Below are 20,853 nucleotides of genomic sequence, written 5' to 3'. Positions count from 1 at the left end.
GCGTATTCGCACATTATTATCGACTGCTCGCAAACAGGGTTGGAAGGTTATTGATACCATTGCGGATGTCTTTAATGGCAAAATCCCACAGTTCAATTAACAAGCTGCTGGGTAGTTACAAAAATTCTGTAAAATGGTTTGTGATGGGTATATACGATTACACCGCTAAATATTTATTAACCAAGCCAACAAAGTTTGCTGGATCTTCAAGCTGTGCGCCTTCAACCAACAAGGCTTGCTGATATAAAAGTTCTGTCCAATCAGCAAATTGCGCATCGTCTTGCTCTTGCTGCAAGTGCTTCACTAATTTATGATCAGCATTGATCTCAAGAATTGGTTTGCCCCCCATGCCTGGCATCATCATTTGCCCTGCATCTGCCATCATTTTTTGCAAATGCATGCTCATGCCATAATCATTAACAACAATACAGCTTGGTGAATTAGTCAAACGCTTAGAAAGACGTACATCTTCGACTTTATCTTTTAGCACTTCTTTCATTTGCTTAATAATGCTTTCAAACTCTTTCTGTGTTTCTTCTTGCTGCTTTTTATCTTCTTCAGAATCCAAGTCACCAAGGTCTAAATCACCTTTAGCCACTGATTTTAAGGTCTTGCCATCAAATTCAGATAAGTGCGATGTCATCCACTCATCAACGCGATCGCTTAACAATAACACCTCAATGCCTTTCTTACGGAATACTTCCAACTGTGGGTTATTCTTCGCTGCATTAAAGCTCTCAGCGGTCACATAGTAGATAAACTTCTGATCTTCCTTCATACGTGACACATAATCAGCTAATGACACATCTTGTTCGGCAGTATCTTTGTGCGTTGAAGCAAAGCGCAATAACTTAGCGATCTTATCTTTGTTTTCATGATCTTCAGCAGGCGCCTCTTTTAATACTTGTCCAAACGCCTTCCAGAATTTCGCATATTGCTCTTTATCATCTTTAGCCATTTTATCGAGCATATCTAAGACTTTCTTAGCTGTAGCTTTTTTGATCTTATCGATCACTTTATTATGCTGCAAAATCTCACGTGAGATATTCAATGGCAAATCATTTGAATCAATCACCCCTTTAACAAAACGCAAGTATGACGGCAACAAATGCTCGTTTTCCATAATAAATACGCGTTGTACGTAAAGCTGTAAACCAGATTTACGCTCGCGATCCCATAGATCAAATGGCGCGCGCTCTGGTAGATACAAGAGGCTTGTATATTCAAGATTACCCTCAACCTTATTGTGCGACCAAGTTAATGGATCAGTAAAATCATGTGAAATATGCTTATAAAATTCTTTATACTCTTCATCGGTAATTTCAGATTTAGAACGTGTCCACAAAGCTTTTGCCTTATTGATTGTTTCCCATTCTTTAGTATCTTTTTCTTTGCCTTCTTCATCATGCTCAATTTTTAGCATTTGAATAGGCAATGAAATATGGTCTGAATATTTCTTAACGATTTGACGCAACTTCCAATCATCTAGCAAATCATGCTCTTCATCTTTAAGATGCAAAATAATCTCAGTACCACGTGCTTCTTTAGTGATATCTTCAACACTAAATGAACCATCGGCCTTAGACTCCCAACGCACGCCTTGTGAAGCGTCAACACCAGCTTTGCGTGTATTTACCGTCACTTTATCAGCAACGATATAGGCAGAATAAAAACCAACACCAAATTGACCAATCAATTGTGAGTCTTTACTCTGATCACCACTTAATGCTTCTAAGAATTTCTTAGTGCCTGATTTTGCAATTGTACCCAAATGCTCAATTGCCTCATCACGCGTCATACCAATACCATTATCGGCAATCGTGATCGTTTTAGCTTCCTTATCAAAAGAAATGCGTACTTTCAAATCAGCATCATTTTCAAAAATATCAGCATTACTTAATGCTTCAAAACGCAGCTTTTCTGCAGCATCTGATGCGTTAGAAATAAGCTCTCTTAAGAAAATTTCACGGTTTGAATAGAGTGAGTGAATCACCAAATGTAATAATTGTTTTACTTCCGTTTGAAAGTCAAAAACTTGCTTTTCAGACATGGTCGCTCCTATTTTGGTTTGCTTTATTTAAAACTCGACCGCAAACAAATGGGCGTTAAAAAAGATATTTCAAGGCTAAATTGATAAAATGTTGTCATTGACAGGTGAAGCTCATAAATAGTACTGTCTATCCACACCAATCTTTGGATATAACAGATAATGCACAACACCATCTACACTGCTAGTTGCCTTTGCGGGGATGTCAAAATAAATATTTCTGCAGAACCCATCGCCATGCTTAATTGCCACTGCAAAGATTGCCAAAAATGGACAGGTTGCGCTTATGAGCCAGCCGTTGCTTTTAACAAAAGTGACATTCAGCTTCAAGGTCAAGTCAACTTTTTTGACAAAACATCTGATAGCGGAAGCGTTGTCTCACGTGGTTCATGTGCCAACTGCGGTGGCTCAATTATCAATAAGTGCACCGCCTTTGATCACTTGTATATTCTATATGCCGGCACTATTGATAGTGAAAATTTCAAACATACGCCACTTGCTGAGATCTATACTCGCAGCAGAATGAATGATCATTGTGAATTAGAAAATACACCTCAATATCAAGGCGCATTACAGAGGTAATTATTGGGATTCACTCGTTCCCTGAGCGTAGTTAAAGGGTACGAGTAACAATGGCTTCGACTGACGCTCAGCCAATATTGATGCTAAACTAATATTATTTTTCAGATTGATCGTCCGCTTGTTGCGGTTTAGCCGCTTCAGACGGTGTTGCAGTTAGCGCTTCTTTGGCTACTTGTGGAGCCAATTTTTCTTTCTCATCTTTCGGGATATAGCTATCACCCCAATCACCTGGCTCTCTGACCTCGCGACGCGCCATTAAGTCATCGACCTGCATTGAATCAATCGTTTCATATTTCATCAACGCATCCGCCATAGCGTGCAAGATATCCGTGTTTTCCTTAAGAATAGTTTCCGCTCTTGAGTAATTTTCATCGATTAAGCGACGAACTTCGCCATCGATATCAACGGCTGTTTTATCTGAGAAATGTTTTGGATTCTTACCCATACTTTGCCCTAAAAACGGCTGCTGATCATCTTCATCAAACAAAATTGGTCCCATCTTGTCAGACAAGCCCCACTTGGTGACCATGCTGCGAGCGATATTGGTTGCTACTTGAATATCATTAGAAGCACCCGTAGTAACTTTGTCATAGCCAAAGATCAGCTCCTCAGCAATACGCCCACCAAAGATACTTGATAAGCGACTTAATAACTGCTCACGTGATTGACTGACTTGATCACCATCTGGCAAGTACATTGTCACACCTAACGCGCGCCCTCTTGGGATAATACTAACCTTATACACAGGATCGTGATCAGGTACCAAACGCCCAACAATCGCGTGTCCGGCTTCATGATAAGCCGTTAAGCGCTTCTGCTCGTCACTCATTGCCATCGAACGACGCTCAGTTCCCATCAAAATTTTATCCTTGGCTTTTTCAAACTCTTCCATGCCAACGATTTCTTTGTTAACACGTGCGGCAAATAATGCCGCTTCATTCACTAAATTTGCAAGCTCAGCACCTGAGAAGCCCGGTGTACCACGCGCAATCCAGTCAACACGCACCTCATCGGCTACCGCAATCTTACGCATATGAACTTTTAGAATTTGCTCACGACCTTTAACGCTTGGCAAACCAACTGTTACCTGTCTGTCAAAACGACCAGGACGCAACAATGCAGGATCCAATACATCCGGTCGGTTAGTTGCAGCAATCACGATAACACCTTCATTATCGGCAAATCCATCCATCTCAACCAGCATCTGGTTTAATGTCTGCTCACGCTCATCATGTCCGCCACCTAGGCCAGCCCCACGATGGCGACCCACGGCATCAATTTCATCGATAAAGATAATACAAGGCGCGCGACGCTTGGCTTGCTCAAACATATCACGCACACGTGACGCACCAACACCAACAAACATTTCAACGAAATCTGAACCTGAGATTGAAAAGAAAGGCACCTTTGCTTCACCGGCAATGGCGCGTGCTAATAGGGTTTTACCTGTTCCAGGAGGTCCTACCATCAACACACCTTTAGGGATCTTGCCGCCAATCTTCTCGTATTTGGCAGGATTTTTTAGGAAATCAACAATTTCAGCCACTTCTTCTTTGGCTTCATCGACACCGGCGACATCTGCTAAAGTTACTTTGATCTGATCTTCACCTAAGAGTTTTGCCTTACTTTTACCAAATGAGAAGGCACCACTTTTACCACCTCCGGCACGCATCATTAAGAAAATAAAAAAGCCGGCAATTAACAATAATGGCAACCAATTAAACAAAAATGCCAATAGTAAACTTGGTTTTTCTGGTGCTTTTGCAGAAACTTCAGCATTTTTACTGAGCATCTGATCAACAATACTTTGATCCAAGAGTGGTGCATAGGTAGTAAACTTCTCATCAGAATCCGTTGTCCCCGTGAACGTCCGTCCATCAACGTTAACTGATTTGATGCTGCCGCTATTTAATTGTTGCACAAAACTTGAGTACTTCATCGTTGTTGATGGATCGGTCTTCGTACTCATGTTGCTAAAAATAAACACTAAGCCTACGGCAATCAAGCCCCAGAATAGTGCATTTCGCAAGAACTCATTTTTCTTCATGCAAGTGTAATCCTATTGATTTTGCTTAATTATTCAACTTCCAAGCTCAAACCTAAAAGCCAATTTATTGGTTGGACATTATAGTATATCGCTGACCTTGTCGCGATGGCTTCACAACAAAATTTTGCAAACACTTATTAGGCTCAACCTTAGCACAAAAAAATATCGCTTCACAATTGTAATTCAGCAGATATTTAGCGAATGCGCTAACTCTTCTGTTTCGCCATTCCAATATTTAGCGGCGTAAGCATGGCAATGGTGAAAAAACAAGTTACACCAACTATTACCTCTCCCCTTACGGGAGAGGTCGTGCAGCTTACACTGCGCGGGTGAGGGGGAGTTGAAACGCAACTTCTCTTTTATTCATTACGTAACAAATGTTTTGAAATAAATCAAACAATTATTGTTTATCAAAGTTGCAATATAGATCTGGATTAAACTTCATAGTTTTTAGCCCGTTATTAAATAAACTAATCAGCTTAGCTGAACCGGTTTGATCTTTTGCGGCAATTAAGTAATGTGTTTGCTGATCAGCAACGAATGCCTTAGTGAAAAGACTTACCCCGTCTTTAACATGCGCAATATTTTCAAGCGCATCGTCACCTGCGTAGACAGCAGTCACACGCTTTGCTTTCAATTGACTAAAACAATCTTGCATTGTTAATGCCGTAATACGCGTCGCTGTCTTTTGTGTAAACATGTCTGCCAACTTGCCATAGGCACCATAGCCTTGCGGCACACAGACTTTTGCCCCTTGTAACGACTTGAAATCAATATAGCTTTGCTTATCATCAGTCAACACCCAAATGTAAGCCGATTTAGTGTAAAGCGCATCACTATAAAGATATTTTTGTGCGCGTTCTTTGGTATAGCTCCATGGAAATGACACACTAGGTGAAGCGCCATAAGCTAAGCTTTTCATTGCCACACTCCATGGCAGCCATTTAATCTCGCCAAGATTCACACCTTGGCTTTTAAAAACTTTTGTCACAAATTCAGTCAAACAGCCTTTGTTGTTTTCATGCTGATTAACATATGGATAATAATAATCACCCAAGGCATAATCCACTGTATATTGAGTTTGCGCACTGGCATAGCCCATGCCCATACTCAGTAAAATAACACTAAACTTTAATCCCCTCACATCGCACTCCTCTTTCGCATTATTTATCCTTAACACCGATGCTCTTAGCATAAACGTAATTAATCCAAAATGCATTAACCATAATGTCAATCCAAGGAATATAGCATTTTTTTGCCGCATACACATATTGACTTATGCCAAATCAATTTCTACGATGTGGTGCGTATTTGAACTTTTAACAGATAATCTCAATCTAAGGAGAACACATGAAAAAGATTATTGCACTAACCACTGCCATGCTACTTGCTGGCTCAATCACAGCTTATGCCGCCGATGCGCAAACAACTGCAACTGCAGTTGGTGCCAAGCCTGCTGCGGCTAAAACTGACGCGGCAAAACCTGCTAAAGTTGATATGAAAGAAGTAAGCTACATCATCGGTCAAGAGATGGGTAAAGGCTTCAAATCACAAGATATCGAGCTTGATGTCAAACAATTAAATGCAGGTTTAGAGGCTGGACTTTCTGGCAAAGAATCTAAGATTTCTGAAGCTAAAAGCAAAGAACTCATGCAAGCTTTCCAAATGGAAATGATCCAAAAAGCGCAAACAAAAATGAAAGCTGAAGGTACTGCAAATCAAAAAGCAGCCGATGCATTTATGGCTGACGTTGCTAAAATGCCTAATGTTAAGAAAGCAGCTGATGGTATCTACTACCAAGTAATCACTGAAGGCAAAGGTGACGTTCCTGCTAAAACTGATACAGTAACTGTCAACTACACAGGTACAACACCTGCTGCTGATTTCAACAAAGACGCTAAAGCAGGTGCAGCACAACTAGCCAAGGGCGAGCTTCTTGGTAAAGTGTTTGATAGCTCTGAAAAAACTGGCAAACCAGCAACTTTCCCATTAAATCAAGTGATCCCTTGCTGGACTGATGCTTTAAGTCAAATCCCAGTAGGTTCAACAGTTATTCTTTACTGTGCACCTAAGCAAGCATATGGCGAGATGGCTCCACCACAAATCGGACCTAATCAAGTATTAAGCTTCAAAGTAGAATTAATCAAAGCAGAAAAAGCGGAAAAACCTGCAGCTAATGACGCTGCTGCAACTGATACTCAAGCAGACGCAACAACAGCTGCTGAATAATATACTCTGACATTTTAATCTTAAGCCCGCTGTTGCGGGCTTTTTTATTTATTTTTATTGCAGAAAGACAAGAGGGATGATTATATGAAGGTTATTTCATTTAATGCCAACGGCATTCGCGCTGCCACGCGCAAGGGCTTTTTTGACTGGTTCACCCAGCAAGATGCTGATTTTTTATGTATTCAAGAAACGAAAGCACAGTTTGATCAACTCAAAGACGATGGCATTTATTTCCCTGAAGGCTATCACTATGCTTATACTGATGCCAAGAAAAAAGGCTACAGTGGCGTTGCCATCTATGCCAAACGCAAACCTAAGCGCATCATCCACACCCTAGGCATAGACTGGGCAGATGATGAGGGGCGCTATATTCAATTTGATTATGATGATTTAAGTATCGCCTCTATTTATATCCCTTCAGGCTCAAGCGGTGATGAACGTCAGGCGTATAAAATGGATTTTTTAGATAAGTATAAAGATATACTCAAAGATCAAATTAACCATAACAAGCGCTTTATCGTCTGTGGTGATGTTAATATCGTGCACAAAGAAATCGATATTAAAAATTGGAAACAAAACCAGAAAACCTCCGGCGTTTTACCTGAGGAACGCGCTTGGCTTGATCACGTCTTTGATGATATTGGTTGGGTTGATGCGTTTCGCGTGATTAATCAGCAAGCTGAACAATATACTTGGTGGTCAAACCGTGGTCAGGCGCGCGCTAAAAATGTCGGTTGGCGGATTGATTATCAGTGGATTACACCTGAATTAAAAGATAAAGTCATTGATGATAATGTTTACACTGATTCATGGTTTTCAGATCACGCACCTCTATCAATCACATATAAAGCCTAAGGGTAAAACTCATCGTCTAATAATTGCGCTAACGTGTAAGGCAAGCATGCTGGGAATTCACTTTCAGCCAGTCCCGTTTCTTTTTGCGCTGCCAAAATCGCATCACCATAAACATCATCAAGCATTTCTTCAATTTTTGCTTTCAAACTTGGTGTTTTCTTCAATCTTCTGGCAATTTTTCGCCTTTGCTCTTTGATTGTTAACGACCAACTTTTACTTTGATAAGTCGGCTGATGTTCCCACTTAAGCAGATGCATAATCAAGACAGTTAATCGACTCTCCATCTCGCGCTCTTGACTAACACCCATATCTTCCAGCTCCTCACTTAGATGATCGAAATCAAGTTGCTCAATGTCACGCGCTTTTAAAGCATGCGCCATCTTCATTGCCCATGCGTAAAAGTCTCTCTCATATAACTGTGAAACATTCATAGCCTGCTCCATTTATTTAACATTATAAACACTGGCTATTATAGCAACAATCAACTCAAAGCACAGCATTTCAGCAAGATCAAACAAAAAAGCCTGCAATTGCAGGCTTAAAATAGTAAAAACAGAAGGTTGAGGAGTTCCTCCTATTTTTTACAGTTTTTTACGGTTTTTGTTTTTAGAAATATACTGAGATATCTAAAGTATAGGCATTGGTATGCTGATTGTTGTACATATGCATATAAGCATATTCTAGACCAATCAACACATTCTCAGTGAAGAATGGACGTTGCGCTGAAGCAACAATCATCTTATCAACACCAGAACCTGGGTAGATAACTTTATAGTTATTACTTGAGGTAGCCCCCGACGTTGTCCCATAACCTTTATCCGCATTACCACTTAAAGTAATCGGTAAATTATTAGTGTTATAAGCACCGTTATAGGCGATATTGAAGTTGGTTGAACGACCATAAATCTCTGGTGAGAAGCCAGCTTGAACATACCAAGCACCAGCATAGCCATTATTTGTCATATCTGATTTATTTGTCGTTTGCGCCCAACCAGCACCAACACCATAGATATCATAAGCCAAGCTTGTATCAAAGTTTACTGCACCAATACGCGTCTTACTTGGTCCTGGGTTTGTTGCCAAATTAAATGAGCTATTACCTGTACCATTAACATTGTAGACGTAACCACCATTAATGCCGTATGCCAACTTACCAATCTCGTTACCATAAAATGCGGCATAAACAAAGTCACTGGTGTGATCATCGGTTTGGAAAAGTGTCAAATTACTGCTTAGACCATCCTTATAATAAGCAAGAGAGACGTTATTAACACGACCTGGTCTAAATAACATCTGCGTTAATGATCCAGTCCATGGACCACCACCTGAGAATGAACCGAATGCTAAGCGGTTTTTACCAACCGTTGCATACAGTGGGAAGTCATCTAAATTACCAAACATCACAAAAGCATCTTGTGCATTGACTTTATAGCCGTCAGATGAATCAGCTGCTAAGGTTGTTTCAGCCGTAACATAACGACCTAAGTTCGCTGCAACATATAAGTTAGCAGTAGTAATTGGCAAACCTTTGCCTGATTGATAAGTCTGATAATCTGGATTTGAAGAAGTGCCCTTATTGTAAGTAATTGGACTACCATGCCAAACCTGTGGATCTGCTTCCAAATAACCACCAAACACTAACGCGCGATCGCTATACATATTACGCTGCTTTAATAAGCCCAGAGCAAACTGCGATGAACTTAGCATTCCCATCGGAATAACACCATCATGAACATCTGAGAACAAGAAGTTCTGAATCTGCCCCATATTGGTTGGTACCGTGACGTGATCAGAGCTATCAGTGCCAGTATCAACACTCTCAACACTACCATGTTGCGTTTGCGTAGGTGCTGATTTTGCCATTGCTTCTTGGCTTGCTTGCAGTGCGGCAATCTCTTTTTTCAGCTCAGCAATTTGTGCTTGTACTGTTTGATTATCTGCACTGCCAGTGTTAGCATCTTGCGCATAGACTGCCGTGGCAGCAGATGCGGCAAGCATTGCCAATGTGATTTTTTTTAACATTTATCTTCCCCTTCCTGTTTTCTTTACGGGTAATTTTACCTACGAGCAAAAAATGCTCGATAACAAGATAACTGATGACAAAAAAAAAGAAAAGTACAAAAACCTGCTTTTTATGAAATTATTATAGAGTAACGCTTGATTTTTGATTACAGTGAGCACACCAACTCAAATACTATTACTCAATGACTTCTAATGAATACTAGATCTAACGCTTTTAACACTGATGTTTTAATCATTGGCGCAGGTCCCTCAGGCACTGTTGCCGCGTCAATCCTTGCACAGAAAGGCTATCAAGTCACCATTATTGAATCCTCCAAGTTCCCGCGTTTCTCCATTGGCGAGAGCCTGCTGCCACAAGCGATGGAATTTCTAGCGCATGCTAATTTACTGCCCTGCATCGAAGACGCACATTTTCAATTTAAAAATGGTGCCGCTTTTTTCTGCCAAAATCACTACACTGAGTTTGATTTTAGTCAAAAGTTTAGCACTGGATTTGATAGCACATTCCAAGTCGAGCGCAGTGTTTTTGATAAGCTGTTAGCTGATCAAGCTACACAATTTGGCACAACAATCATCTATGAACAACAAGTCATTGATATTCGACTAAGCGACAATAGCCAGATGATCACTACAATCGATAAAAGTGGCAAAACACACCAATATCACGCACGATTTGTACTCGATGCTAGTGGGTTCGCACGCGTATTGCCTAATTTGTTAAAGCTTAATCTACCAAGTGAATTTCCACCGCGCATGTCTGTCTTTACTCACATCAATAGCGTACTTGATCAAAGACTATTTGACCAAAATAAAATCTTGATTACTGTACACCCAATGCACAGCGACATTTGGTTTTGGTTGATTCCCTTAAGTCCGACTAAATACTCACTTGGCGTTGTTGGTGAACCGCATTTGCTACAACAAAATGAAGATGAACCCGAAAAAATATTAATGCGACTTATTAATGAAACACCTAATTTATCTAATATTTTAAAAGAAGTCAGCTTTGATATGCCCGAGCGCAAGATTGTCGGCTATGCCCAAGATGTGAGCACATTGCATGGCACAGGCTATGCACTTCTTGGCAATGCTGGCGAGTTTTTAGATCCTATATTCTCATCAGGGGTCACGATTGCTCTAAAATCAGCCGTCCTTGCCGCTGAAACATTAGATAAGTCGCTAAAAGGTGAGAACGTTAATTGGCAACAAGACTTTGCTGTTCCCTTACAAAAAGGTGTTAACACTTTTAAATCTTATGTCCGTGCTTGGTACACCGGTGAATTACAACAAATTATTTTTAGTCACACTCAGCCACCTGAGATCAAAGCTAAGATCTGCTCCATTCTCGCAGGTTATGCTTGGGATGAAACCAATGATTATGCCACGGATGCCAAACGCAAACTAAGCGTCCTTGCTAAAGTCTGCAGTCACCTTCAATAAAAGGCTATCGCCGCACTGGCGATTAAATATTGCGCTAAATAATAACTGATCATGACAAGACTTGGTTCGTGCTTTAACTTGCGTTTAAACTTATCCCACGCCAACACGGAGTCTGAGAACATAAAGCACAATGCACCAAGCATCATACACAGGCTTGGTAACGACCTATCGGCAATATAGACATTAACAGCCACAGCACCCATTACCACAATAATCACAATATAAACAGCAACAGCAATGCGATCTGAGCCCAGTTTTGGGTGTAACTTAAGATAAAACACTACTGCATATAGCAACATCGCAACAACAACCCACCAATGAAATAATGTAAGCTTCAATGAGAAAGCCACAATATAAGCAATATGCGCCAACAAGAAACTCGCAAGCCCACCAGTGAAGTTTTTCTCCTTTGTCGATAGCAAAAAAACATCACCTATTAATGACAGCATTAATCCCAATAAAATCAACACCACAAACATGTTAATCTCCGCGCTAAAGCAAAATGCATATAGCAAAATCAACAAGGTTGTTAATGGCTTAAACACATAACTTAAAACACTCATCGTACGATATTTGTCGATAATATGTATGCTCGCGCATAATGCAATTAATAACGTTAATCCAATTATTCCTAACATAACTTATTTATCCAACATCCAACATCCAACATCCAACATCCAACATCCAACATCCAACATCCAACATCCAACATCCAACATCCAACATCCAACATCCAACATCCAACATCCAACATCCAACAAAAACATTCTAACAAATTATTATCACAACGCATTCTTGTCATTGCTTAACTTATGTTATGATACGCAGCAATCAAATCCGGTCAACCTTGCACTTATGACTGAAAAGAAAAACACCCTTGGCGTAGTAATTATTACTAAAAACGAAGAAAAGAATATCGCGCGCTGCTTAGAATCTGTCAAATGGGCAGACGAGATTATTGTCGTTGACTCGGGCAGCACCGATAAGACACTTGAAATTGCTAAATCTTATGGTGCCAAGACGATTGAACGTCATTGGCCTGGTGATGGTCCACAAAAGCATTTTGGCATTTCGCAACTAACCACTGACTGGGGGCTGATATTAGATGCTGATGAAGAGGTAACACCTGATCTTGAACACTCGATTAAAGCAACGTTGAATAACCCACAGTACAGCTTTTATAAAATGCATCGTCGATCATTTTTCTTGGGAAAAATCATTCACCATGGCGACTGGGGTAAAGACTGGATTGTGCGTTTATTTGATTGCAAAAAACATCAATGGACACAAGATATAGTTCATGCCAAACTTGATGTTTCAAAAAAGCAAGCTGGTATGTTACAAGGCAAACTTATTCATCACTCTCAGGACAGTGTCACCAGCTCATTAAAGAAAATGAACGATTATAGCGATGGCACCTCAGCGATCCTGTGGCAAAAAGGCAAAAGAACTTCCTTGCTAAAGGCAAGTTTTCATAAACATTGGACTTTCTTACGTGGATTTATTATGCGTTTAGGATTTCTAGATGGAAAACGCGGCTATTTAATTGCTAAACTCTCGGCTTATGGCTCATATTTCAAATATGTTAAATTATGGGAGAAGCAACAAAATGAGCAATAATACCTATCAAGGGTTGGTCTCAGTTATTGTTTCTACCTATAACTGGCCAGAAGCGCTCAAGCTTGCTTTAACGGCGTTAAACAACCAAACCGATAGTAATTTTGAGGTTATTATTGTCGATGATGGCTCAACTTTTGCAACCAAAGAAATGATTGAGCAATTTAAAACAATGGCTCGCTTCCCTTTAAAGCATCTATGGCAAGAAGACAAAGGGTTTCGCGCTGCAAGAGCACGTAACCTTGGCATTAAGCATGCCTCTGGAGATTACATTATCTTTCTTGATGGCGATTGTGTGCCAAACATACACTTCATCGAAAACCACCGCAAAATAGCTGAGACAAATTATTTTGTCGTTGGTCACCGTATTATTTTATCCGAAAGCTATACACAAAAAGTTTTACAGCACCAACTACCACTATGGAAGAAAAGTGGCTTTGAGTGGATGATTAATGCCTTGTGCAAAAATTCAAATAAACTCTTGCCAAAACTTTATGTTCCTTTTTTAAATCGTTATAAAAAACCAAATAAATGGCAAGGCGCTAAAACTTGTAATCTCGCCTTTTGGAAAAATGATTTACTTGCCGTAAGAGGCTTTGACGAAAGTTTTGAAGGCTGGGGGTTTGAAGACTCAGACTTAGTTATTCGCATACTTAATTATGGAAAAAGACGTAAATCTGGCAAGTTTGCCACTGAGGTTTTCCATTTATGGCACAAAGAAGCAGATAGAGCAAATGAGGGTAAAAACTTTGATTACCTACAACAACTATTGCAAACAAAACGTATTCACCCTGCAAATTCTGAACTATAACAAGTCCTGCTGATATATCTTGTTGATCGTGTTAAATGCACTCTCAAAGCTAAACTTTTCTAACTGCTGTTGTGTTGCAGTAATAGGAGAGACTAAAGCTTCTTCTATACTTTTAGCTAGCGCCAACGGATCATTACAATGTACTAAGTATTTAGCCATATTTTCAACTAATATTTCTTTTGGTCCCGACTTACAATCCGTACTCACCACAGGTGTTCCACAGATCATCGCCTCAACAATCACGTTACCAAATGCTTCATAAGCAGAACACAACACGACAACTTGAGCATTTTTCATATATGGAAATGGATTGCTCATGAAATTCATGACTTTAATTTGGCTTTGCTTTTTAGCATTTACCACCTGCTTTTCCAATGCCAAAACATTGTCTGTGATAAAAATCAAATTCACATGCGCTGTAACTTGTTCAAATGCTGCCAATAACAGATCCTGACGCTTACTATCTAAGCTATACCTACCAACATGTAAAATATAGGGCTTCTCATCAATCTGGAACGCCTGTGCTTTGCTACGAATCAGATCAAAATCAAAAAAATTATATAATACATGAATAGATTTTGGTTTAACTTCAAACCTATTAAGAAGGGTCTCTTTAACACCATGCGACACACATATAATTCGCCTTTTATTAAAATGCCTAAATTCTTTTTTGCGCATTTTTTGATAGGATTTTTCACTTTCCTCCAATTTTCTATCTAACACAAAACTTGAACAAAAATGTCGATAATAAAATGTTTTATTCTCAACAGAAGCTTTGAGCCATTTTCTTGAAGTCGTTTTATTCGAGAAAATCATTTTAAAATCATGGAGCTTATCTAGCTTGGTAATTAATCTAGACACCAAAATTTCTTGCAAAACTTTAATGTCATGAGCATTTTTTGCTGCCTCTGCAAATAAGATAATTCGTTCATCAATATCAATATCAACCTTACCAAAGACAATCAAATAAACTTGCAGTCCTTGCTCTAGCAAAAGTCGCGCAAGATTAAGAAGTACAACATCAGCACCACCACGTTTTAACCCTTGAGAAATTAGTAAAACTTTATCATTAGCCTTTAGCATATTAAGACCGAATTCAATACATTACGATAAAATTGATTCTACTTGAGTTGATGTGAAATGCTAAGGACTTTATACTAGCAAAAATCTTATTTGAGGTAATCTAACTTAACATGCAAACCCCGCCACATCAGAACTACGACTTTTTGAATAAAGCTTATCTTTTTTTCGCTTTTGGACTAGGGCTCGTCATGACAGTCTCTACAGCACTCACCAGCATATTCGCGATATGTTTACTATTATTATTTATCATCAGTGGTGACTATTGTGCTAAATTCTCCTTAATCAAACGCTTTTATATTTGGCCAGCAATCGCATTAATTATTTTGGCTTTAATTAGTTGCCTGTATTCAACGCTGCCATTTAATGAATCTATTGCTTGGGTTGGCAAATTTTACAAACTCTTAATTGTTTGGGTTATCGCCTATGTATGCTATAAAAACCCTGAGATTATTAATAAGCTCTTATTAGCATTTTTTATTGGCGTGATACTCAATGTCATTGCTATTTTCGTGAATTATTATTTCTTAAGTCCTGAAAATGCCATTGTTTTTAGCGGCCCGACTTTTCCAGCGGCACAGTCGCACTTTGTGACGGGCTTTATCTTTGCAGTTGCTGCATTTATGCTCTTTTCAATGGCGTTAACAACCCACAGTAAAAAGCAACGGATACTTTTTCTAATTCTCGGCATTATTATTATTTGTGCTGAGCTTGGCTTAAACACGAGTCGTACCGGTTATTTGATTGAGTTTTCTGTATTGGCAGTTGGCTTTTTTATGAAATTTCGCTGGAAAGGTTTAATTGCTGCTATTGTCATTGTCCCGAGTGTTTTTGCCGCATTTTATCATTTCTCGCCAAACTTCAAGATGCGTGTTGATGAAGCCCATAATAGCACTATTAGCTATTATAATGGCACAAACACTGACACTTCCGCTGGTATTCGTCTAAGTTTTTATCACACTGCCCTTGGAATTTTTGAACAAAAACCACAGCGCATTTTCTATGGTTGCGGCACCGGTGAGCAAACACAGTGCAGCACGCATTTTATTAATAGTGAAATACCATCACATGACAAAAAATATTATCGCGTGATTAATAACCCGCATAATCAATATATCTATTTTGCAATGCAATCGGGTATCTGGGCACTGGCTATATTCATCTTTTTATTACTTGCTTCTTTTTGCTATGCCAAAGACATGCCAATGATGATGCGTAATAACACACGTATTCTTATCATTGCCTTTGCCATTGGCTGCTTGGTAAATTCATGGATACTGGATATTGGTCCCGGGTTTATCTTCTGCTTTTTGTTACCCGTCGTGCTAGCTCAACGCTACATCAAAAACCCAGATGCACAATAAAACCAAATTCCCCAATATTTTTATCTCTAGTTATATTAAACTACTTAGCAGTATTGATTTGCCATAACAAATAATCATCGTGACAATGACACAAAAAACACCACATTATCATTTTATCGGCATTGGCGGCATGGGTATGTCAGCGCTTGCGATATTTTGCCTACAAAAAGGCTATCGTGTGTCTGGCTCTGATTTGCAATCATCAGAGCTTACATCGAAGCTTACTACAATGGGTGCACATATCACATTGGGGCATGATGCTAAGAACTTAACCGATATTGATGCCGTTATTTATACCTCCGCCATGCGCAAAGATAATCCTGAATATCAAAAAGCATTAAGCCAAAACATAAAAATTCATCATCGCGCGGAGTTCTTAGCCTTTTTAAGCAAAGACTATGCTGAGCTTATTGCCATTACTGGCACTCATGGCAAAACAACGATCACTAGCCTTTTGGCACATATCATGCGTGAGGCAGGACTTGATCCAAGCTTTATTAACGGTGGACTTGCTAATAACTTCACACATCACGCACATGCTGGTAACTCACCTTATATGATTATTGAGGCCGATGAAAGTGATGCCTCATTTCTTAAGATACACCCTAAGCATATTATTATCAGTAACGTTGATCTTGATCACATGCAAACCTATCAACATGAGATTACAGCACTTATTCACAGCTTTGCTAATTTCGCTTTAGCTGATAACGTTATTGGCGAAATTCTTATTGGCAGTGATAGTGACAGCGCTTATCAACTCGTAGAGAAGATAAAAACACACAAGCCAAGCGCCCTGCATTATGGTTTAAACAATGATATGGATATTCAAATCATTCATTTCGAGCAAACAACACATCACGCGAAGTTTGATATTACCACCACAGATAAGAGCTATAACGACTTTATAAGCACCTTGCCTGGTAAGCATAATGCTGAAAATGCGCTTGCTGCCATTGCACTTTGCCTTAAATTTGGCATTGCCGAGAATACGATTAAACACGCATTATTAAGCTTTAAAGGTATTTATCGTCGTTTTAATCATTACCAAACCACAATAAATAATCACACGGTTGAGCTTATTGACGATTATGGTCACCATCCGGTTGAGATTCAAAGCACATTGGATGCTGTTTCACAACAATTTCCGCATCAACGTCTTATCCACATCTATCAGCCACACCGCTATACACGGACGCGCGATTTATTTCATGAGTTTATCGACTGTTTGAAAAATGCGGATATTGTGATTCTAATGCGCAGTTATGCTGCCAGTGAAGACCCAATTGAGGGCGCGCATGCCGTAGATCTATTTAACGCACTAACAAACAAACACCCGCAATGCTTTTATGTTGATAATAATGAAGAAGCCAAAATCCTTATCGATAAACTTGCCTCAGCACATGATGTGGTACTCGTGCAAGGTGCAGGGGACATTGCCCATTTAGTGAGTATGTTGCGATGAAAAATCAAATTGAACGCGGTGTATTATATGTTGTCGCGACACCAATCGGTAATTTACAGGATATTACTCTGCGTGCTTTAGATACGTTAAAAAACGCTGAAGTCATCTTTGCTGAAGATACGCGCGTCACGCGCAAATTGTTAGAGCAATATGCGATTAAACCACCAGTGATTATCTCCTGCCATGAACATAACGAACAGGCACGTGTTGATTTATTAATCGAGCATTTAAACGATCAAAAAATAGTGGCTCTAGTTAGTGATGCCGGCACGCCATTGATTAGTGATCCCGGCTTTTACTTGGTGAAAACGCTGCGTGAGAAAGACTACACTGTAGTACCATTACCTGGTGCTAGTGCTCTAATTACCGCCTTATCCGCAGCTGGTATTGCAACCGATGGCTTTCAATTTAAAGGTTTCTTACCTGCTAAGTCAGGAGCTCGCAAAAAGATTTTACAAGGTATTGAAAAATCAACGATCACAACAGCCTTTTATGAGTCAACACATCGAATTATTGCCACACTCACGGATATTCAGGATACATTACCAAATTACACACTAGTTGTTGCCAAAGAATTGACCAAACAATTTGAGCGTTTCTTTAATGGGACTGCTAATGATATTTTGTCTGACTTTGCAAAAGATTCTTCATTAACCAAGGGAGAATTTGTTATCCTCATTGAAGGTATTAAGGCAGATGAAAAAGACGATACTATTGTTGATGAACATAAACTGCTTAGCCTATTGCTTGAGGAACTGCCAATTAAAAAAGCCGTCAGCATCGCAGTAGAGCTTACCCAAGGCAAAAAAAATGCCCTATATAAGCAAGCGCTTGCAATACAAGAAGATAAACAAAACAATACCAATAACACATCAGGAATGTAGATTTAATGGGACGATTTAGTTTTACGATTAAAATGAGCTGGTATCAACGTAAAAAAATAAAAGCAATTGCCCAGCGCAAACATCAAGTGGAAAATGTCACACAGTTAAATCCTGAAAAACTTAAAAAATCAGGTATTCGTTATATTGCACTTGATTTTGATGGTGTACTCGCGCCTCATGGTCAACCCTTGCCAGATGAAAAAATTCTCAATTGGCTTAAGTCGCTAACCGACAAATATAGTGAGCATAATATTTTTATTCTTTCAAATATGCCGACCGCAGAGCGCGCCCAGTATTTTGCTACACACTTCCCTAATATCCGCTTTATTGATGGCGTTGCTAAAAAGCCTTATCCCGATGGCTTATTAAAAATTCAAGAACTAGCACCATGCAACGCACATGAACTTGCCCTTGTTGATGATCGACTACTTACTGGGTGCCTTGCCTGCATTTTGGCTGGTAGCTTTCCTGTTCTAGTTATGAGACCCTATAGCAACTATAAAAGACGACCTTTTCAAGAAAGCTTTTTTGGATTGCTACGCTTTATTGAGAAGTCAATTTTTCTCTAAATTACTATACCATTATATAAACGTTGCCTGAGCGTCAGTCGAAGCCATATGTTGTCTCTACGTCGCCATTTGACTTCATTCAGAGCATGGAGTATTGCTCGGCAAATGTTGAAGCTTAATCCATTAAATAAACGACAATACTCTATTGTTGCAATATCGTCTTAGCACCTTTTTCAACCATCTTTTGCGCTAATGCCTTACCAAGATCAATCGCATCATCGCCATTTAAAGTCTCGCGCATTATCTGTGCACCGTCATTGCTAGCAACCATCGCTGTTAACTGCAAACTGTTAGCATCTTTTTCACAAAATGCGGCAATCGGCACATGACAGCCACCTTGTAACTCTTCATTAAAGCTGCGTTCTGCCAGTGCGCATACTCTAGCGTCTTTGTTATCAATAGCATTGAGTAATGTTTTGATTTTGGTATTTTGCGCTAAATACTCAACAACAACAATGCCTTGCCCAACCGCTGGCAAGGAAATATTAATATCAATCAGGCTTTTGATGTGCGCAGTTAGCTCTAAGCGAATCAATCCAGCTGCTGCCAAAATAATCGCATCATATTGCCCATCATCAAGCTTTTTGAGTCGTGTTTGCACATTACCACGCAAATCAAGAATATCTAAATCTGGTCGATAAGCTAATAGCTGAGCTTTGCGTCTTAAGCTTGATGTGCCAACAATCGCGCCTTGCGGTAAATCATCAATACTGGAGAAAGCATTAGACACAAAAGCATCTTGTGGATTCTCACGTTGACAAAAAGCACCCAATGCAAAGCCTTCAGGCAACTCATACGGAACATCTTTCAGTGAATGAACAGCGATATCAGCACGCCCTTTCGTGATTGCTACTTCAAGCTCTTTCATGAAAAGTGCTTTACCACCGATTTGATTCAATGGGCGATCAAGAATCTTATCGCCTTGTGTTTTCATCGTGATAATCTCACAAATCAATCCAGGATGTGTTTGCTCTAACAATTCCTTGACGTAACGGCTCTGCCATAATGCTAGCTGGCTATCACGCGAAGCAATAATCAATTTATCTAATTTATCTGGCTGTGTCATTGATCAGCCCATAACATGATTGGATAAAGTGACTAATATCATGAATCTCTGGCATACACACGCTATGCTCCATTGGGTAGTCATGAAATTTGTGTTTTATACCTAATTCCTCAAGCTTAGCTTTAAGCATTTGACCAGCAGCAAATGGTACCACTGGGTCATGACTGCCATGCCCTATAAAAAACGGTGTTTGCTGATTAGCATTATTAAGCTTTGTTTTAAAATAATCCCAATCTGGCAAATAAGTTGATAACAGCACAATGCCGGCAAATGAGTAAGGCATCGTAAGTCCTGCTAAGGCAGCAATCGCTCCGCCTTGAGAAAAACCTGCAATAATCATATTCTCAGTAGCAATACCGTCACTAAGCTGTGATTTAATGATCTCATCTAGCGCATTTAACGAATCTTCAATTCCTTTACAGTCCACGTCACGTTTTATATCATCAATACGTTTTATGTCATACCAAGCACGCATTTCCATGCCCATGTTAATCGTCACTGCCTGCACAGGCGCATGCGGGAAAATAAAACGCACATTTGCATCAACTGGCAAATTCAACTCTGGCACAATCGCCTCAAAATCATGTCCATCGGCACCCAAACCATGCAACCATATCACCGCATGTGTCGCTTTTTGTCTTGGCTCAACAACCACTAAATCAAGCATTTTTCCCAATCTATATTACACTTAAGCTTAAAAATGCTGTCATTATGAAACACAATACGCTTGAATGCCAGCAACATACGTGGCAAATTAATACCGTTTGATAATTTA

19 protein-coding genes are annotated in these 20,853 nt (G+C 39.6%); 10 read left to right on the top strand and 9 right to left on the bottom strand.

What is annotated here, in order from left to right:
- Positions 1-157 precede the first annotated feature (157 nt).
- Positions 158-2,050, bottom strand: a complete 1,893-nt coding sequence (gene htpG, locus F3D68_RS06715) for a molecular chaperone HtpG (RefSeq protein ID WP_151193676.1) — start codon at positions 2,048-2,050, stop codon at positions 158-160.
- 159 nt (positions 2,051-2,209) lie between these two features.
- On the opposite strand from htpG, the gene F3D68_RS06710 reads away from it, so the two are divergent.
- Positions 2,210-2,629: a GFA family protein gene (locus F3D68_RS06710; protein ID WP_151193675.1), complete on the top strand. Its 420-nt coding sequence runs from the start codon at positions 2,210-2,212 to the stop codon at positions 2,627-2,629.
- Between the two features lie 94 nt (positions 2,630-2,723).
- On the opposite strand, the gene ftsH is transcribed toward F3D68_RS06710, so the two are convergent.
- Together ftsH and F3D68_RS06700 are read right to left on the bottom strand one after the other, a co-directional pair.
- Positions 2,724-4,676, bottom strand: coding sequence for an ATP-dependent zinc metalloprotease FtsH (gene ftsH, locus F3D68_RS06705; RefSeq protein ID WP_151193674.1), 1,953 nt, complete (start codon positions 4,674-4,676; stop codon positions 2,724-2,726).
- A 400-nt stretch (positions 4,677-5,076) separates the two neighbouring features.
- Positions 5,077-5,820, bottom strand: coding sequence for a substrate-binding periplasmic protein (locus F3D68_RS06700; RefSeq protein WP_191092734.1), 744 nt, complete (start codon positions 5,818-5,820; stop codon positions 5,077-5,079).
- A 206-nt stretch (positions 5,821-6,026) separates the two neighbouring features.
- Here F3D68_RS06700 and F3D68_RS06695 point away from each other — a divergent pair, with 206 nt between their 5' ends.
- Entirely contained in the window at positions 6,027-6,905 is an 879-nt protein-coding gene (locus F3D68_RS06695) for an FKBP-type peptidyl-prolyl cis-trans isomerase (protein ID WP_151193672.1), read from the top strand.
- Between the two features lie 84 nt (positions 6,906-6,989).
- The gene (locus tag F3D68_RS06690) at positions 6,990-7,760 is read left to right on the top strand and encodes an exodeoxyribonuclease III (RefSeq protein ID WP_151193671.1); all 771 of its coding nucleotides are present in this window, start codon (positions 6,990-6,992) and stop codon (positions 7,758-7,760) included.
- Here F3D68_RS06690 and F3D68_RS06685 read toward each other — a convergent pair.
- A complete protein-coding gene (locus F3D68_RS06685; RefSeq protein WP_151193670.1) occupies positions 7,757-8,191 on the bottom strand; it encodes a DUF29 domain-containing protein in 435 nt (144 codons plus the stop codon). The genes F3D68_RS06690 and F3D68_RS06685 overlap by 4 nt on opposite strands.
- A 175-nt stretch (positions 8,192-8,366) precedes the next feature.
- On the bottom strand, positions 8,367-9,782 hold the full coding sequence (locus tag F3D68_RS06680; RefSeq protein WP_151193669.1) for an LbtU family siderophore porin: 1,416 nt from the start codon (positions 9,780-9,782) through the stop codon (positions 8,367-8,369).
- A gap of 192 nt (positions 9,783-9,974) precedes the next feature.
- Between F3D68_RS06680 and F3D68_RS06675 the strand changes: the two genes are divergently transcribed.
- Positions 9,975-11,222: an NAD(P)/FAD-dependent oxidoreductase gene (locus tag F3D68_RS06675; RefSeq protein ID WP_151193668.1), complete on the top strand. Its 1,248-nt coding sequence runs from the start codon at positions 9,975-9,977 to the stop codon at positions 11,220-11,222.
- Here F3D68_RS06675 and F3D68_RS06670 read toward each other — a convergent pair.
- Complete coding sequence (locus F3D68_RS06670; protein WP_151193667.1) at positions 11,216-11,860, bottom strand: lysoplasmalogenase; 645 nt, start codon at positions 11,858-11,860, stop codon at positions 11,216-11,218. The two genes, F3D68_RS06675 and F3D68_RS06670, sit on opposite strands and share 7 nt — an antisense overlap.
- Before the next feature lie 217 nt (positions 11,861-12,077).
- Here F3D68_RS06670 and F3D68_RS06660 point away from each other — a divergent pair, with 217 nt between their 5' ends.
- Complete coding sequence (locus tag F3D68_RS06660; RefSeq protein ID WP_151193665.1) at positions 12,078-12,842, top strand: glycosyltransferase family 2 protein; 765 nt, start codon at positions 12,078-12,080, stop codon at positions 12,840-12,842.
- A complete protein-coding gene (locus tag F3D68_RS06655; RefSeq protein WP_151193664.1) occupies positions 12,832-13,650 on the top strand; it encodes a glycosyltransferase family 2 protein in 819 nt (272 codons plus the stop codon). Before F3D68_RS06660 ends, F3D68_RS06655 begins: the two co-directional genes overlap by 11 nt.
- Here F3D68_RS06655 and F3D68_RS06650 read toward each other — a convergent pair.
- Positions 13,645-14,733 carry a glycosyltransferase gene (locus F3D68_RS06650; RefSeq protein WP_151193663.1) on the bottom strand — a complete coding sequence of 363 codons (1,089 nt, stop codon included), beginning with the start codon at positions 14,731-14,733 and terminating at the stop codon, positions 13,645-13,647. The two genes, F3D68_RS06655 and F3D68_RS06650, sit on opposite strands and share 6 nt — an antisense overlap.
- A gap of 188 nt (positions 14,734-14,921) precedes the next feature.
- On the opposite strand from F3D68_RS06650, the gene F3D68_RS06645 reads away from it, so the two are divergent.
- The 4 genes from F3D68_RS06645 (at position 14,922) to F3D68_RS06630 (ending at position 19,012) form a co-directional block, all read left to right on the top strand.
- The gene (locus F3D68_RS06645) at positions 14,922-16,094 is read left to right on the top strand and encodes an O-antigen ligase family protein (RefSeq protein ID WP_191092733.1); all 1,173 of its coding nucleotides are present in this window, start codon (positions 14,922-14,924) and stop codon (positions 16,092-16,094) included.
- An 85-nt stretch (positions 16,095-16,179) separates the two neighbouring features.
- On the top strand, positions 16,180-17,559 hold the full coding sequence (gene murC, locus F3D68_RS06640; protein WP_151193661.1) for a UDP-N-acetylmuramate--L-alanine ligase: 1,380 nt from the start codon (positions 16,180-16,182) through the stop codon (positions 17,557-17,559).
- Positions 17,556-18,443 (top strand): 16S rRNA (cytidine(1402)-2'-O)-methyltransferase, encoded by an 888-nt coding sequence (gene rsmI, locus F3D68_RS06635; protein ID WP_151193660.1) that lies wholly within the window; start codon positions 17,556-17,558, stop codon positions 18,441-18,443. The genes murC and rsmI overlap by 4 nt, the downstream gene beginning before the upstream one ends.
- Positions 18,444-18,448: 5 nt before the next feature.
- Entirely contained in the window at positions 18,449-19,012 is a 564-nt protein-coding gene (locus F3D68_RS06630) for a YqeG family HAD IIIA-type phosphatase (protein ID WP_151193659.1), read from the top strand.
- A 142-nt stretch (positions 19,013-19,154) separates the two neighbouring features.
- On the opposite strand, the gene hemC is transcribed toward F3D68_RS06630, so the two are convergent.
- Entirely contained in the window at positions 19,155-20,078 is a 924-nt protein-coding gene (gene hemC, locus F3D68_RS06625) for a hydroxymethylbilane synthase (protein WP_151193658.1), read from the bottom strand.
- Positions 20,062-20,745, bottom strand: coding sequence for an alpha/beta hydrolase (locus F3D68_RS06620; RefSeq protein ID WP_151193657.1), 684 nt, complete (start codon positions 20,743-20,745; stop codon positions 20,062-20,064). The genes hemC and F3D68_RS06620 overlap by 17 nt, the downstream gene beginning before the upstream one ends.
- Positions 20,746-20,853 lie beyond the last annotated feature (108 nt).

It is taken from the genome of Cysteiniphilum sp. JM-1, from assembly GCF_008711525.1.
In the GTDB taxonomy this organism is placed as follows: domain Bacteria; phylum Pseudomonadota; class Gammaproteobacteria; order Francisellales; family Francisellaceae; genus Caedibacter.
The sequence above is the reverse complement of the archived record's forward strand: the minus strand, read 5'-3'. Positions and strand labels throughout refer to the sequence as shown.

Bases quoted from the DNA above. Each gene is read 5' to 3' on its own strand.
- murC (WP_151193661.1), top strand. From the start codon at position 16,180: ATGACACAAAAAACACCACATTATCATTTTATCGGCATTGGCGGCATG.
- F3D68_RS06685 (WP_151193670.1), bottom strand. From the start codon at position 8,191: ATGAATGTTTCACAGTTATATGAGAGAGACTTTTACGCATGGGCAATG.
- htpG (WP_151193676.1), bottom strand. From the start codon at position 2,050: ATGTCTGAAAAGCAAGTTTTTGACTTTCAAACGGAAGTAAAACAATTA.
- F3D68_RS06695 (WP_151193672.1), top strand. From the start codon at position 6,027: ATGAAAAAGATTATTGCACTAACCACTGCCATGCTACTTGCTGGCTCA.
- F3D68_RS06650 (WP_151193663.1), bottom strand. From the start codon at position 14,733: ATGCTAAAGGCTAATGATAAAGTTTTACTAATTTCTCAAGGGTTAAAA.
- F3D68_RS06655 (WP_151193664.1), top strand. From the start codon at position 12,832: ATGAGCAATAATACCTATCAAGGGTTGGTCTCAGTTATTGTTTCTACC.
- F3D68_RS06690 (WP_151193671.1), top strand. From the start codon at position 6,990: ATGAAGGTTATTTCATTTAATGCCAACGGCATTCGCGCTGCCACGCGC.
- F3D68_RS06620 (WP_151193657.1), bottom strand. From the start codon at position 20,745: ATGCTTGATTTAGTGGTTGTTGAGCCAAGACAAAAAGCGACACATGCG.
- F3D68_RS06675 (WP_151193668.1), top strand. From the start codon at position 9,975: ATGAATACTAGATCTAACGCTTTTAACACTGATGTTTTAATCATTGGC.
- rsmI (WP_151193660.1), top strand. From the start codon at position 17,556: ATGAAAAATCAAATTGAACGCGGTGTATTATATGTTGTCGCGACACCA.
- F3D68_RS06670 (WP_151193667.1), bottom strand. From the start codon at position 11,860: ATGTTAGGAATAATTGGATTAACGTTATTAATTGCATTATGCGCGAGC.
- hemC (WP_151193658.1), bottom strand. From the start codon at position 20,078: ATGACACAGCCAGATAAATTAGATAAATTGATTATTGCTTCGCGTGAT.
- F3D68_RS06710 (WP_151193675.1), top strand. From the start codon at position 2,210: ATGCACAACACCATCTACACTGCTAGTTGCCTTTGCGGGGATGTCAAA.
- ftsH (WP_151193674.1), bottom strand. From the start codon at position 4,676: ATGAAGAAAAATGAGTTCTTGCGAAATGCACTATTCTGGGGCTTGATT.
- F3D68_RS06660 (WP_151193665.1), top strand. From the start codon at position 12,078: ATGACTGAAAAGAAAAACACCCTTGGCGTAGTAATTATTACTAAAAAC.
- F3D68_RS06645 (WP_191092733.1), top strand. From the start codon at position 14,922: ATGACAGTCTCTACAGCACTCACCAGCATATTCGCGATATGTTTACTA.
- F3D68_RS06680 (WP_151193669.1), bottom strand. From the start codon at position 9,782: ATGTTAAAAAAAATCACATTGGCAATGCTTGCCGCATCTGCTGCCACG.
- F3D68_RS06630 (WP_151193659.1), top strand. From the start codon at position 18,449: ATGGGACGATTTAGTTTTACGATTAAAATGAGCTGGTATCAACGTAAA.